The organism is Candidatus Methylacidithermus pantelleriae (assembly GCF_905250085.1).
Taxonomy (GTDB): domain Bacteria; phylum Verrucomicrobiota; class Verrucomicrobiia; order Methylacidiphilales; family Methylacidiphilaceae; genus Methylacidithermus; species Methylacidithermus pantelleriae.
The window spans coordinates 1-13,677 of sequence record NZ_CAJNOB010000001.1; the positions used below are offsets into that span (position 1 = coordinate 1).

The 13,677-nt window shown below is 53.8% G+C and carries 16 protein-coding genes and 1 pseudogene; 5 read left to right on the forward strand and 12 right to left on the reverse strand.

The window, feature by feature from the left end; genetic code table 11:
- Both KK925_RS00005 and KK925_RS00010 read left to right on the forward strand, forming a co-directional pair.
- Positions 1-245: pseudogene (locus KK925_RS00005) on the forward strand (TonB-dependent receptor family protein); the annotation flags it as partial.
- Complete coding sequence (locus KK925_RS00010; RefSeq protein WP_174581558.1) at positions 233-1,558, forward strand: exo-alpha-sialidase; 1,326 nt, start codon at positions 233-235, stop codon at positions 1,556-1,558. The pseudogene KK925_RS00005 and the gene KK925_RS00010, both read left to right, overlap by 13 nt.
- Before the next feature lie 267 nt (positions 1,559-1,825).
- Here the strand turns inward: KK925_RS00010 and KK925_RS00015 are convergent, their stop codons facing one another.
- From KK925_RS00015 to KK925_RS00070, 11 genes are all read right to left on the reverse strand, one after another.
- Complete coding sequence (locus KK925_RS00015) at positions 1,826-2,365, reverse strand: CAP domain-containing protein (RefSeq protein ID WP_174581559.1); 540 nt, start codon at positions 2,363-2,365, stop codon at positions 1,826-1,828.
- A 741-nt stretch (positions 2,366-3,106) separates the two neighbouring features.
- The gene (locus KK925_RS00020; protein ID WP_174581560.1) at positions 3,107-3,610 is read right to left on the reverse strand and encodes a hypothetical protein; all 504 of its coding nucleotides are present in this window, start codon (positions 3,608-3,610) and stop codon (positions 3,107-3,109) included.
- A 25-nt stretch (positions 3,611-3,635) separates the two neighbouring features.
- The gene (locus tag KK925_RS00025) at positions 3,636-4,151 is read right to left on the reverse strand and encodes a hypothetical protein (protein WP_214096160.1); all 516 of its coding nucleotides are present in this window, start codon (positions 4,149-4,151) and stop codon (positions 3,636-3,638) included.
- Positions 4,152-4,162: 11 nt separating this feature from the next.
- Entirely contained in the window at positions 4,163-4,597 is a 435-nt protein-coding gene (locus KK925_RS00030) for a hypothetical protein (RefSeq protein WP_214096161.1), read from the reverse strand.
- 669 nt (positions 4,598-5,266) lie between these two features.
- Complete coding sequence (locus KK925_RS00035; RefSeq protein WP_174581563.1) at positions 5,267-5,566, reverse strand: hypothetical protein; 300 nt, start codon at positions 5,564-5,566, stop codon at positions 5,267-5,269.
- A 540-nt stretch (positions 5,567-6,106) separates the two neighbouring features.
- Positions 6,107-6,253: an RDD family protein gene (locus KK925_RS11365; protein WP_214096162.1), complete on the reverse strand. Its 147-nt coding sequence runs from the start codon at positions 6,251-6,253 to the stop codon at positions 6,107-6,109.
- Between the two features lie 721 nt (positions 6,254-6,974).
- The gene (locus tag KK925_RS00050) at positions 6,975-7,454 is read right to left on the reverse strand and encodes a metal-dependent transcriptional regulator (RefSeq protein ID WP_174581566.1); all 480 of its coding nucleotides are present in this window, start codon (positions 7,452-7,454) and stop codon (positions 6,975-6,977) included.
- A gap of 367 nt (positions 7,455-7,821) precedes the next feature.
- Positions 7,822-8,364, reverse strand: coding sequence for a TPM domain-containing protein (locus KK925_RS00055; RefSeq protein ID WP_174581567.1), 543 nt, complete (start codon positions 8,362-8,364; stop codon positions 7,822-7,824).
- Between the two features lie 241 nt (positions 8,365-8,605).
- Positions 8,606-9,505, reverse strand: a complete 900-nt coding sequence (locus KK925_RS00060; protein WP_174581568.1) for a TPM domain-containing protein — start codon at positions 9,503-9,505, stop codon at positions 8,606-8,608.
- Positions 9,506-9,511: 6 nt separating this feature from the next.
- The gene (locus KK925_RS00065) at positions 9,512-10,162 is read right to left on the reverse strand and encodes a LemA family protein (RefSeq protein ID WP_174581569.1); all 651 of its coding nucleotides are present in this window, start codon (positions 10,160-10,162) and stop codon (positions 9,512-9,514) included.
- A gap of 95 nt (positions 10,163-10,257) precedes the next feature.
- Positions 10,258-11,364: a hypothetical protein gene (locus tag KK925_RS00070; protein ID WP_174581570.1), complete on the reverse strand. Its 1,107-nt coding sequence runs from the start codon at positions 11,362-11,364 to the stop codon at positions 10,258-10,260.
- Between KK925_RS00070 and KK925_RS00075 the strand changes: the two genes are divergently transcribed.
- Positions 11,357-11,557, forward strand: coding sequence for a hypothetical protein (locus tag KK925_RS00075; protein ID WP_174581571.1), 201 nt, complete (start codon positions 11,357-11,359; stop codon positions 11,555-11,557). The two genes, KK925_RS00070 and KK925_RS00075, sit on opposite strands and share 8 nt — an antisense overlap.
- Before the next feature lie 469 nt (positions 11,558-12,026).
- Here the strand turns inward: KK925_RS00075 and KK925_RS00080 are convergent, their stop codons facing one another.
- Positions 12,027-12,260, reverse strand: a complete 234-nt coding sequence (locus KK925_RS00080) for a hypothetical protein (protein WP_174581572.1) — start codon at positions 12,258-12,260, stop codon at positions 12,027-12,029.
- Positions 12,261-12,367: 107 nt separating this feature from the next.
- Between KK925_RS00080 and rsmI the strand changes: the two genes are divergently transcribed.
- Both rsmI and KK925_RS00090 read left to right on the forward strand, forming a co-directional pair.
- Complete coding sequence (rsmI, locus tag KK925_RS00085; protein ID WP_174581573.1) at positions 12,368-13,111, forward strand: 16S rRNA (cytidine(1402)-2'-O)-methyltransferase; 744 nt, start codon at positions 12,368-12,370, stop codon at positions 13,109-13,111.
- A 173-nt stretch (positions 13,112-13,284) separates the two neighbouring features.
- Positions 13,285-13,677: a hypothetical protein gene (locus KK925_RS00090; RefSeq protein ID WP_174581574.1), complete on the forward strand. Its 393-nt coding sequence runs from the start codon at positions 13,285-13,287 to the stop codon at positions 13,675-13,677.

Consider the following 13,677-nt stretch of genomic DNA (forward strand, 5'->3'; position numbering starts at 1 on the left):
TCTCCTCTAAGGTCTGGACCGACTTTGCCAACACTTTGGCCGCTCCCGGATGGGCCATCCTTGGATTTCGCATGGGAGTCCAACGAGCCAAAGGACCCTCCTTTTTCTTCGAAGGTCGTAACCTTACGAACCAGCGTTACGCGGCCACTGTCGCCCCGATTGTGACGGCTCGGGGACACGACCAGCCGGTTTTTTATCCGGGTGCGGGATGGGCTCTCTACGGAGGTATCCAATGGACTTTTTAAAACTCCATGATCAGAGACTTCGTTGGATTTTTGTGATGTTGATAACATGGATGGCTCTCTTTCTCGGTCCTGTTCTTATCCTCTCGCTTTTCGGACAACTTGCCCGGTCTTCGTCTTTCTTTCACCCGGACGGACCTTCAGGAGTGGTGGGGTTAGATCTCTACCCTGATTCTGGGAAAGTGCATCTTCTTCTTGCCGCAGCAAATCGCGAGGAAGAGCTTGCCCAGGTCAAGCTCTTCTACCGTTATTGGGATCCTGGAACCAAGAGCTGGAGTCTTCCGACAGAAATCCCAACCCAAGGCCAATCCCCTAGGGTTCCCCACCGAGGGGATGATCCCCAGATCGCTGTCCATGGATCCCAAGTCGTTGCCCTCTGGACGGTTCCCGGAACCGGCTACATGGGTGCAGGCCCTATGCGAACGGCTTTATCCTTTGATGGAGGAAAGAGCTGGCAGCCTGGACCCAATCCTTCGGATGACCAAAGCCAAGGGGGGCACGAATTTGCCGATTTAGCTTATGATCACCAAGGCCGGCTCCATTTAGCCTGGCTTGACAGCCGGGCGGGCAAACAAGGATTGATCTATGCCCGGTCTCTTGACGGAGGGAGCCACTGGGAAGCCAACCGGATCATTGACCCCGAAACCTGTAGTTGCTGCTGGATCCGTGTGGCTTGCTGGCAAGACCACGTGTATATGCTCTACCGAGATGCGCCCGTTCGAGACATGCGCATGGCATGGTCCTACGACGGAGGGACCCACTGGAACGATTGCGGATGGGTAGGCCATTTTGGTTGGGAATTCCAAGGATGCCCCCATTGGGGAGGGGCTCTCGCGTTCTGGAAACAAGGGAGGATCAACTGGATCGGGGCGCTGGTCCAGACGGGAAAACCAGGCAGTACTGGTATCTACTTTCTTTCCAGTGATGACCATGGGCTTACATGGACCTCGCCCGTTCGCCTAGGGGATCCCAACGCTCGTTTTGTCGATCTTGCTGGAGATGGGAACGGGACGCTTCTGGCCGCCTGGAACCAGTGGGATGGATCAACGTATCGTGTCTGGATAGCCAAATCTAGCGACCGCGGAGTTCACTGGACCGAGCCGCAACCGATCTCGCCTCAAGGGATTACGACGACTCATCCAAGAGTTGCATTTTGCCAAAGCAACTTTCTTGTCGTTTGGACCCAAAGTAAAGACGGGCTTCAATGGGACTGGAACTGGATAAGCTGGCCTCCTCCCAAACCTCCTTCAGAAGCCCTTGGCGTTTTTCATAGGAAACCATTCCAACCCAACAAAGAAAATCCGCCTGGCACGTAGTCTTGTGCACGGCAAAACAAGAAGCTCCCTGACTCACCTCCCAAGGAGCGAGGCCAACCCAGCCGGCGAGATCGATGGAATTGGGCGAGGAATCTCCCGCTTTACTTTTCTTTCCGTTGAGAAAACCAGGACAAAATGCGGCAAATCTTGCCTCAACAGGGGGATAATCCTGCGTTCCACAACCTTTTTCGGAACATGCTGTTCCCGGCTTTCGCACGGATAATGGACCGCATTCCTTTTGAAAAGACTTTCCAACGCCCTTTCTTATCAATGTCCTTCAAACCAAGGGAAAAGCCGAAAGTACCACCCTTTGCGATGGGCCGATCGCAAGACCTCTTGTTGGGAGGAACTGCGCTCCACCCCTCCCCGAAAGACAACATAAACGAAGCCACCTCTGCCACTGGCCAATCCGATCCCGGCCGACTCGATTCTGGGATCCAAAAGGTTACGCTGATGAGCTGGACTCTTTTCCCAGTGTTCCATAATCACACCAGGCCGCAAGGGAGGACTCATGACAAAAAGATTTTCGACAAGGTATCCCCACCTCCCCTGCCTCATTTGCCCTCGTAGATCTGTTCCATGGGAGAGCCCCCCTTCGCGTGCGATCACCTGGGCCCATCGCTGGGCTTGAGTCTCGAGGTCTGAATCCGGCTGGAGCTGCTTTCGCCCGTGACTCAACCTGTACTCGTTGATTCTAGCCAATAGCTCCTGCTTTGGTGGGATTCCCGAAAGGGAATTGGCGCACAAAAGATAGGAAGAAAATACCCAGAACAAGAATGCCAGCCAACCCTTTCTTTTCGTGTTCACTCCTTTACACTTCTCTGCCTTCAATTACGGGCCTTTTCCAAAGCTCTTATCCAAGCCAAAAAGCCTGCGGGCACCGCTCCCTCAAATTAACCCTGCCCCCGAAAAGCTCTCTTGCCCCTCCGTTACCATAATAAGCCTGCCTTCTAGTGACACCCACTTCCAAAACTAGCTTCCTCCACAAGACCGAACACCGTGTTTCCGTTCCCAAAGCGCAGGTTCTAAAACCGAAACGTTTTTCTTTTCCGCCCGCACGCTCGGTTTGACCCAGTTCCGGAAGTAAAGACTACGCAATGAAACCCGTAGAGGCAACGGCCCCTCCCGTGCGACGCCAAAACCTCGTTTTGGACCGAGGTGGCGCTTGTTCTGCTTCTCCACTATGCAAGAAGCGAAGGCACTCTCCCCAAGACCCTTAGGGGTAAGCTTGGCCTCTTTCTTGAAGTGGCCATCCCGGTCCGCAAGGCCTAGGCCCGTTTTACCCCCGCAGGGAACGTCGTCAGGGCTAGAATCTAGCAAAACTGCACCCCTAACATACCTTCCACACGGTCTCAAACTACATTACTGTAGCCGAACGATTGAATGGTTTCCTCCTGCCTAGCTGATCCACTGGGGGGCCTCGTGAGAAAAAAAAGGGGAAGCAGGCCTGCTTTTTGGAAAGTAGTTCGTTCCCTTCTTTGCGTGTTTCACAATGCACCCGCCCCTAAAAATTTTGCCTCCAGACAAAAGCCGCGCTACGCGGATGGCTTAAAGGCCACGAAGGAGTTTGGGGGATTTCTCCGTGCAAGCCTTTCCGGATCCCTTGGGCTCTCGGAGGCGGGCGGTGAGCCCGTAGGCAGGAAAAAGATCCTGGTGGTATTGCGGACTCGGGTCGCCCCCCCGCCAGTGATACACGGGACGGGCTTCTAGAGAGCTTTTGAGCTGGGGAAAGGCCAGTTCAAACCTCGGCACGTCGCTTATAATGAGTGAGGAACCTTCCGGCGGTAAGAGACGGAGCTCCGGGAGATACCAGCCATGGATCGCTTCCTCTTCTGGGAGCCGCTCCTCTCTGTACGTTTCCGCCAGAAGGGGCCGCGAGGCTCGACCGCCTACTCCAAAGTATTTATGGGGTTGCAGACAAAAGAAAACGCACCAACCGACCGGGCTCGCCAGTTTAAGCGGATCGGCTTTTGGCGCGATCGTTTTGCGAATGTCGGCCAATACCTCCTTAGCAGAAGCCAGCCGGGTTTTCCACCGGGCGCGATCGCTCAAGGCCTAGGCCATCTCCCTCGGGCCATTAGAGATCGAACCCCATTGGCTTCCACCCCCATAGCTTAACTCGGGTCAGTAAGCCAAAGCTCCCCATCTTTTGGGAAGATCGCGACAATCGCTCTTGGAGCTTTGCCTCTCTTAGCTCAAGTGAAATAGGCAAGCCCTCTCCACTTTCAGCGCTTCGAAGTTCCACCGGCTTTTCCCATCCTCCATCAAAAACAAAGGTTCTTTCTTGGATCCCCAACCCTCGTTGGAGTCTCACGAGGAACCCCAGAAGCGTCTTCGAATCCGCCGGGTTTGACCCCGAAATCTTTACTTTACAAAAAATCCAAACTTCTTGAGCACCGGTCGCAATCGACAAGAAGGACTTAGTGCCGATCCCCTCGGTGATTCCGGCTCTCTCCATAACGGGCCAGTCCCTCCGGCTCTGCCCCTTCAAAGCACACACGGGATAGATTCTAAAGGAGAAAACTCGTTCCCCGCAGGGAAACCCTACGATTGAGCTTCCTTTCCACCTAGCTCCCACCCCCGTTTCACCCACCCAACCGCCCGTTATAGCTGCTCTTCCTCCAAGTTTTTTGCCTGCACCCCGCACAGTTCCCCTAAAACTTTCCCCCTTGCTTTCCCCCGCAACGCACGCTTCGAAGAGGCAAAACCCTCCGCTCCGAAAGCGATCGCTTTAATCAACGGCTGCTTCCGCTCCGTTCTCACTCCTCCAGGGATTTCCTCTAGACCCCACCTTCGCGACATCTCTTCCTGTACCTCAAACGCCCCATCATGTAACGCCTCCCCCCATGTGCAAGCCCTCCAGGGAGAAGCTTCTGCCCTTTGAAGCCTGTTGGAACAACCTCTTGCCTGTCGACCGGGAGCCGCCTCCCATTGGCCCAATTCCTTCTCTTTCCCTCTTTCGCCACGCGGTAGGACCGGTGAACCCCCCGACCTGCCGGCACACCTTCCCGTTGCAACGGGTACGAACCTCCTGGACATATATGCGTACAACTTGCAACACCTGCCATTTGCTTGCCATAAAATGTTTCTTCACATCCCGTTTACATTGACCCTACACACTTTTCCGTAAGTTTTTAACTTGTAACTACAAAGGTCAAAAAACCTGGGGAAGCCTACGGTAGGCCCGGCAGCCTTGGAAGAGCCCCAGGGAATGCCCGTTTTGTTGGGAACGAGGGGCATGAGGGCTGGTTTTTTTGAAGGAAACTTTTGATAACCTTGCTCGCGCAAGACTACGCGTGGGGAAAACAAAGAAAGTACGGCCTGGTCTCTTGGCCACTAACTTACCTTCAATCAGTACCGAACTTAAGTTAGAATCGCGTCTGATGATCGAGCCAGTGTGGGAGGGAAGGCAACAGAGGGGTAGCAGACAATGAAAAAGTCGGTTTATCAAAGATTCTGGAGAGATAGACAAGCTCAGTACTTTTAAAAAGGGCTTTCTCTCGCGCGCGAGAAGATAGAAAGGAGACGCCCCTAGGCGGGGGGAGCCTCTATTCCGAAAAACCTAGGCTTTACACCCCCGGGGCTAGATGCCTCATAGACTCTCCTGCCCATCATTCCCACAGCTATAAAACAGCCGTTTGTTATTGATCCAGCCATAGGTAAAGCTCTTAATCCCTTCTCGCAGGTTCGCCGGTAACCAGTAACCATCTATTGAACGCGAATCGCCAAAATACTGTAACCTCCACGTAAAATAGGGTAACTCCACCCAGACGCGCTTGCTCCCCAGCCTGAATACTGCGCATTGGCCCCCGATGCCCACCCGACAACCTTCTCCCGTTTATCCACAACCCAAATTGCATTGGCTCCAACCGCCCGAGCTTTCTCCACAATCTCGTCCCAGACGCTGGAACTAGCCATAATCCCCACAAGCCCGCTCTTGTGGTAACTCGCCTCAATCTCCCCGAGGATCCTGAATGGACGATCGGGATACGACCAGTACACGGGCATCCCATTCTTTCTCTCCGAGAAGGCTCCTGGGGCGGCTGGATAAGTCTCCCTTCCAGTGTAAGGGGTGTAAGAAACTGAGCAGGAAAAAAGAAAACTAGTAACTATAGCAAGCAAACCTAGGCCGGATGGCGGCTTGCCTTGATTCACCACTCGTCCTTTCTTAAGGAATTCGACCGAGCGCTCCTTTTAGCATACCCTACCGCTTGCTTCCAGAGAATTCCAGAGTATCCCTTGTCCACCAAGGAAATCGAGCTTCCTGGAGACCTAACTGATTAAGGAGCCTCCTTGCTGGAACTTTTGATGTATCCTTAGTACAAGGGTCTTAGCTAGCTTATCGTGCCAGCATTGGCGCCTTGGGTCCCGGAGCATCCAAACTAAACCAAGGCCCCAAGCAGAGAGGCAAACAAAGTAAAGAAGGGCAAGCCACTCTACGGGCACAGACAAAAAGAGACAGAACCACGAAAAACCATGGATAAAAGAACATAGGGAGCTTCACTAGGGTACGGACGAATGCCCGGCCCAAACCAGGGGAGTTGCCATCTAGACCAACACTTTGATCTTCATCAACATTTTGCCCAGGGTTTGGCCTTTGAGCCCCACAAAAAAGAGCTCATATGGCCAACAAACGCTACTCGACAACAACACCGCCAGGCCTTCCCGCGCCCACTTTTCTTCGTCAGGCCACAAGAGCTCAAGCCCTTCCCCGACGATTAGACCTCACTGAAAAACCCACGATAAATCCGTCAATTCGCTGAGCTAACAATCTGCGACCGAAACTAGCGTACCTTATTTCCATCTCTTTCGGTGGCTTCTTCTCCTACCTGCCGTCGAGGCTAAGACGGTTCTTGTTTTCTCCTTTCCTTATAGGACACTTCACCCGGAGACTCAGTTAAGGACCGCCAATCTGCCTATGCATGGTTCTCCAAAAAAGACCGCGCCTCGCCAAAAGAGGACCCCCGCCCCGTATCAGGCTTCCCGTTTCTCCGGTTACAAGACCTGACGCATCCTGCGTGGTTGCTCGGAAATGGAGGAGCTTCCTTTTTGGGTCAAAGGCGCGAAAGACGGCCAGGCGCCTGATGAGACGAGATTGGTGGCCTAAAACACTGGCGGATGGAAGAACCGTAAAAACCACATCACCAGCAGGCGAAGGGAAAGTCTTGTCTCAGCCTCTGCCGGACGCGCGCGATACCCATTGCAACTCTCCCAGGTGCGCATCCACTGGGAAAGCCAGTCGAAACCGGCACAAGTTTTCCTAGGGTTTTCCGTAGCTATCGCCAAAACACCCAAGTCCCGGTCGCTTTTGCTCTCGCGCTGCAGCCGATTGAACATGGGGCATCTCGGGGAGCTCAGCACCAATACGGCCGGGGTGGTAAGGACAAACTTGCGGCTTTGAGCTGCAAGTGTATGGCTAGAGCCCCATCGGATATCGATCGAGGTGCTCCACAAGGGCACAGAAACGCCGGTAGCTTGCCTCGGATAAATGATGTTCCAGACCCTCGATGTCAGCTAGGTATTGTTGAGGATCGAGAGAAAGTTGCTCAAAAAGCCGGCTTAAGATGTGATGCCGTTCTTCAATTCCCTGGGCGATTCTCCTGCCTTTGGGGGTTAGGGTAAACCCACGGTACTTCCGGTGAGCGAGATAGCCAAGTTTTCCCAACCGTCGAGCCATGAGAGAAGCGCTCGAGCGATTGATCGCCAGACTTTCCGCGACGTCCGCAACACAGGCGTAACCCTTTTGTTTGATCAGCCGATAGATGCATTCAAGATAATCTTCCACGCTCTCGGTGATAGCTTTCCCTCGATCGTGTACACTTCTGGCCGCGCTTTGAACCGAAGTCGGAGGACCTGAGGAACGTCCTGGGACCACGCGTTTCCCCTTTTCCGTCATGGCTCTACCAAGTTCCTTTTTGAGATTACTCTATTTTTGAGAAAGTTTTTCACCCAAGGAGTCCCATGTCCGAAGGCTATCCCTTTGGAGTTATGCAACCGCCCAAACGGGCTTCCGTCTCGACAAACATCCCACCTCGGCTTCCTTTTTGCCCCCACGAAGGTTTGTGTTAGAAAGCCAACGTTGGCAGGTGTCACTTTCAGAGCCCCTCTCGAATCATCCAAAAAGAGGCCGACCTACATGGTGTCCGGTCTTGGCCCGTTCCTTTCTCTAGACCCTTGTCCCCCTTTTGTTGCCTGCCCGCGGCTGGTTTTGAGTAACCCACACGGCCGAAAGTGTCAAGTGTCACTCTCCCTCTTTTTTTGGCTTACGGCTCGGGATTTTTCTTTTCCTCTAGTAGGACACCCTTTTCCAGCACCACCGGTCGATCCTCAAGCTCGTTTGGGCTCACTCTCTCCCCTCTGGGGAAATACAGAGCCAAAAGATTGCCAAGGGCCCGGATCCCGGCGAGGGTCCCCTCAGCAAAATTCCCCCGGGCGTATTCCTTGGCCACCAGATTACAAATTCTCTCCCATTCTTCCGGAGCAACCCGGCCGGAAATCCCTCGATCCGCAACCAGCTCGATACTCCGATCCGAAACCAGGACGTAGAAGAGCACTCCATTATTGTGCTCCGTATCCCACATGCGCAGACTTGAAAAAAGCTCCAATGCCCGATTCCTAGGACTTACGTTTCTCCAAAGATGATGGAGATCCAGAGCACCTTCAATAACCACACGAAGCTGACCGGAAAATCGAGACTCCACCTCTCGCACCGCTTCCTCAATCGCTCGGAGGGCCGACGGTGGGAAGGTCCGCCGTAGCGCCCTCGGAGAGTGCCACAGGTGTCGAAGCAACCGCCTTAGCTTCATGACAATCCCTTACAAAAGCGGGCCACGGAAGTGGCCTGGAAAGCCGGGGGCTTACGAAACGCATCAGCTTGCCTTTCATACCATCGCTCCAGCACAAAGGAAATGCGAGAAGCCCGACCGGTCCAAAGACCTTTCGTTTCCGGGGGACCTTCGGCTAGCAAGGTTCTATTAGGGAGGGAACGGGGTTTTATCCTATCATCTACCCTGCGTCTTGGGTTCCGGGTGAAAATTTTTTTACCCTCTACCATCGTGCCGAGGCTCCCCCTCCGCCAAATTCTCCACCCCCACCCACAGGTCTATCCTCCGGTAGATCTCCCCCAGGCATTCCTCCCCCAATCCAAGGGCCTCCTCCGATCCAAGGGCCTCCGGAGCCTCCGACGAAAGCTAGAGGAAGGAGGAGGGTAAAAAGGAAGATGACCATCCCCAACAAAAGGGCTATCAGGATACTCCCGAGAAGCGCCCAGCTAAGGAGCCCAGCCACGACGGCGGCTAGGAAGGAGCCTTTGAAAGGGCCAAAAGCCGCGCGCAACCAGACGGCCGGTAGAAAAAGAAAAGGCAGGAGCCCTACAAAGAGGTTGAGAGGGGAGGTTTTCTGTCTTAGCAGAGTGGTATTCTTGGGACCCGGGAGATTTTCCTTTTCAATCTGGGAAAGAATCGCGGTAATCCCCTCGGAGATCCCTTCGTAATAGGCATGGCGACGAAAATGGGGTAAAACCCGGTCCTCCAGAATCCGTTTGGCAATGACATCCGGAAGGATTCCCTCCAAGCCATACCCAACCTCAATGCGGGCAGTTCGGTCAGCAACGGCCACAAGGAAAAGCACCCCATCGTTGACCCCTTTGCGGCCAAGCTTCCACTCCTCGACCACTCGGATTCCATACTGCTCGATACTTTCCGGTGCCGTCGTTTTTACAATAAGAACGGCCACTTGAGATCCACGACGAGCCGCAAACTCACGCAGGCGCTCTTCCAAGGCGGCTTTCTCCATCGGAGAAAGAAGGCCAACGAGGTCCGTCACATAGGATCGAAAAGGGGGGATCGGTGCTAGCCCCCGATCCTGCGCAATGGCCGCCGGCTCGCACAGTGCCATCCCGCAAAGCTTGAGGGTAATGACTCCTCCGACCAGGACCCGCCAATCCATAGCTTTCTATCTTCCCGAAGAGGAGGCCGGCAGGGGTAATCCAAAGTCGACTTTGGGAGGCCGGGAGATTTCTCGTTCGTTTTCCACGGTGAAGGAAGGCCGGACTTTAAAACCAAAGAACGAAGCCGTAAGATTCGATGGGAAAGAACGCACGATCACATTATACTCTTGGACCGCTTTAATATAGCGGTTTCGCGCAACCGCAATGCGGTTTTCTGTTCCTTCCAACTGGGCTTGAAGATCCCGGAAAAGGTTATCGGCTTTGAGCTGCGGATAATTTTCGGCGACCGCAAGAAGTCGTGAAAGAGCTCCGGTAAGCTCCCGTTGCGCTGCTAAGAATCGCTGGAAAGCAGCTTCGTCCTTGATTAGATCTGGCGTCGCCTGAATGGCGCTCACCTGGGAACGGGCTCGGGTTACCTCCTCGAGAACCGACTTCTCGTGGGCAGCATACGCCTGAACGACCCGGACAAGATTAGGCACCAGATCGGCCCTCCTCTGGTACTGGTTGAGTACTTCCGCCCAAGCCGCTTTGACCTCTTCGTCCTTGGACTGGAGCGTGTTATACCCGCAGCCAGAAAGAAAAATGGGGATACCCGTTACGAGGATCCAAACCCAAAGCCGACGCCACGCCACAATGTGATTTCCTATTGCATCCATGTAGGATGACCCTACCCTAAGTCATGCCTGGCAACCAGCAAAGCGCAAAAAGGCGACCGGCTGACCGGAACACTCCCGGATATCGAGGACTTGCTCTAAAACTTGCCTTGTAGCTTAAACATAACTCCTGGATCCCCACGGCCCGAAAGCTGATCCGCAAGGGTGGGCTCCCCCACCCGGTAGCTTGCTTCCACACCGGCAGAAAGCGAGTCCTTGAGCTGGATTTCGGGCCCAGCTGAAAAAAGGAACCGGTCTTTGACGTTCCGATCCAGAAGACTTTCCTGGCTTGCACGATTGTAGTCAGCGCGGACCTTAAAGCGGGAACGAGAAGAAAGTCCCTGGCGCCATTCTCCAAATGCGCCTTTAGCCGATTCTCGGGTTCCGGGCAAAAGAGAGGTTTCTGTTTCCCTTAATCCTAGGGTCAAACCCTCTTTACGCTCCTTCCCCCTCTCCCATTGGAGGCCACTCTGCCAGCCTGACTGCATCCATTGGTCACCTCCCAATAACCCGCGATCGGTCGACCGGAGGGTCCCCGTCTGACCCCATAGATTTACGGGGAGTTCTCCCAATCTCTGATCGAGTTGGAAGGCAAGTCCCTGTTTTTGGCTACTTTCAAAGGCACTCCCTAGCCCGGAGTGAACCGTCGATTCCTCCTGAGAAAGAGAGAAACTCCCCTTCGTGTATTGAGCCGCTCGCCACTCCAAAAGGTCTTTCTCTCGCTTGAACCAGCGCACGTCTTGTTCACCCCAGCCGCTTCCAAAGGGCGAATTCTCAAAGGAAGAGATACCCTGAAAAGAATCCAGCGAGAGACCTGCAGGCAGCTCGGTTCGAGACTGGGAAACTACCTCGCTTTCCCTCCAGCTAAACTCCTGACCGGAACCTTGAACCACCGTGGGATGGGGAAAGAGGGGTAAAGGCGTTTCGGGAGATCGAGCTTCCGAAGCTTTCATTAGCTCGATCCGCTCCAGAACGTCCCTATCTGTGCCGTCAGAAGCCTGCCAGGCAAGCGCTAGCTTTCCTTTCGAAAGATTCTCTAGAGGCGTGGTCTTTTCCGAGGTCTCAGGAATCCCTTCAAAAAGGATTGAACGGGAAAGCTCAGGCAACTGTTCCGCTAGCAGATCGAAAAGCCCACTCCCCAGAAACAAGGAAGGCAAAAGGACCAAGAGTAACCAGACGATACGCCCAAACCAACCCATGCGCACACTAGAAACGGAATGTATCCGCTCAAACCCCGGTGGCAACCCGGGATTGGGAACGAAAACCCTCGCTTTGCACCAAGTTACTGCCTATGATACGAAAGAAACCCTTCTGCCCACCAAAACGCCCGCCCGTTTTCTTTCCCCAGGTGCCTACCGGAGGCTCCGGGCAAGCCGATGGCCGCCGAACTACTACTAGATACTGGGCACCAGCATCCATCTCGATGCCACGCCAAGAGTTCCCATACCACGGCCGACCCTTGCTCGACAGCTCTCTCTAACGAAGGCAGGGAAAGAACGTTTTCTCTTTTCGTCTTTTACCACTTTCAACGTTGCATCTCACAGCTCACAAGCTAGCGACTGTTTTGGCTCGTTTTTCTTGTAAGAAGATTTTGTTACCCTCGTTGGGTGCGTTTCCAACGGTCTCCCTAGGTTTGTTAGCTGGATCGGCAAAAAAAATCCCTTGTCTCCTGGTGCGTTCTTGGGCTCCCGGGGAGGCTCACGTTTCCCAGAGGCCAAAACCGTTCCCTCCGTCAAAGTTTCTAGCTTTCCTTTTTTTGTCAGGCCCACCAAATGAGGTCTTTCAACCGGTAGGTTAGACAAAAAAGGTTCAAAAAGTTCGCAGGATGGGAATAGGCTTAAAAAAAAGCCTGCACCATGCCAAGACACTACTCGTTTTCCCATCGAGACCGGTGGTAAAAGAGTGGGTTGGAAAGGACCTGGGAAGAGAAGTTTTTCTTTCCATTGACCGGGCGCCCAGCAACGGGCGACCGGAAGGAACCAATCCCTGGGGAAACGTCCGGCAAAAAAAGAAAAGGGGTCGGGACCAGTTCCAAAAAAGCGGGATAGAGGGCGAGTGTCCCAAAACGTGCTAAACCCGTTCCCTGCGGAAAAACCGCCAAAAAAAGACCGCGCGAAATTCTTCTTTTTTGCTAGCATGCCTAAGGAGATCTGCCGGGTCCATACCTCCTAAAAGAAGGAAAACGAGCCATTGCACTGGTGATGCTCAATGAAGGGGGAAGAGAAAGCACCGGAGGAGGGAACTCTTTTTCTTGTCGGAACGCCTATCGGTAATCTTGAAGACATTACCCTTCGGGCCTTGCGGGTACTCAAGGAAGTCCAATGGATCGCGGCCGAAGATACGCGAAGAAGCCGAATTCTCTTGGACCGTTATGGAATCCAAAAACCTCTCCTCTCCGTACATCGTTTTAACGAAGCACGCCAAATTCCTAAGATTCTTGACCTTTTGAAAAGCGGGCAAACAATTGCCCTAATTACCGACGCCGGTATGCCGTGCTTTTGTGACCCAGGGGAACGAGTGGCGCAAGCCTGCCGGAGGGAAGGAATCCGCGTTGAAGGGATCCCCGGGCCTTCTGCCATCTTGCAGGCGCTTATCCAGTCGGGATTCCCCACGACGCCCTTTTACTTTGGAGGCTATCTTCCACGCCGGCCTGGCGCTCGACGCCGCGAGTGGGCAGAGGCAAGCGCCCGAGTTTTTACCTCCGTCTATTTCGAATCTCCCCACCGGCTGGTTGCCTCTCTTGAGGACGCCTGCAAGGTAGCTACAGACCTCCAGCTCTGTATCGCTCGGGAACTGACCAAGATGTTCGAAGAGCTTCGCTGGGGCCAGCCGGGGGAATTGGTGGAGTGGTATAAAACCAAAGGGGTTAAGGGAGAAGTTTGTATCGTCGTTCGAGGGAGAGTTGAGGGAAAAGGAAAAGCCAACGCAGGGGGAATCGGAGGATCCCATTGAAAAGAGCTTACCTCGAATTGCACCCTGTTCCGAAGGTGGCCTGGCTTTTCGTTACAAGCTTTCTTCTATCGTATAGCGGGCCTTACTGCCCGGCGGCAACCCGCAACAAGGAATCCCCTGAAACTGCCGCAAGAGCCTTGCCAGCGGGCACTCGCCAGAGCCCGGAAACTTCCGTGAGAGTAGTTAAGATCTTCGAACTCCTCAACGATCCCAAGCGCTATAAAACGGGAGGGAACCTGGCACTCGAATTTGAGCGCAAGTATTGGAACTACGGAGCGGCTTCGGAACAACAGCAAAAGGAAAAGGAGGGACACATCTTTCTTTTTCTTTGGAAAAGCCGCAAGCCGCTCACCGATGTGATCGCCCGGTTCGAGTATCGCCAAATCGGCTCCCGAGACGAAATTTTCGTACAGGAGCTCAAATATCCGGAAGCCCACGGAACAATACGATCGACCTTTTTTGTAACGGGGCGAGCGTATGAAAACTACGGTCCGGTTTCTGCCTGGAGGTTTTCCATCGTTCGCTCCGGATCGGTTTTAGCCCAGAAGCGCTCGTTTATCTGGTAG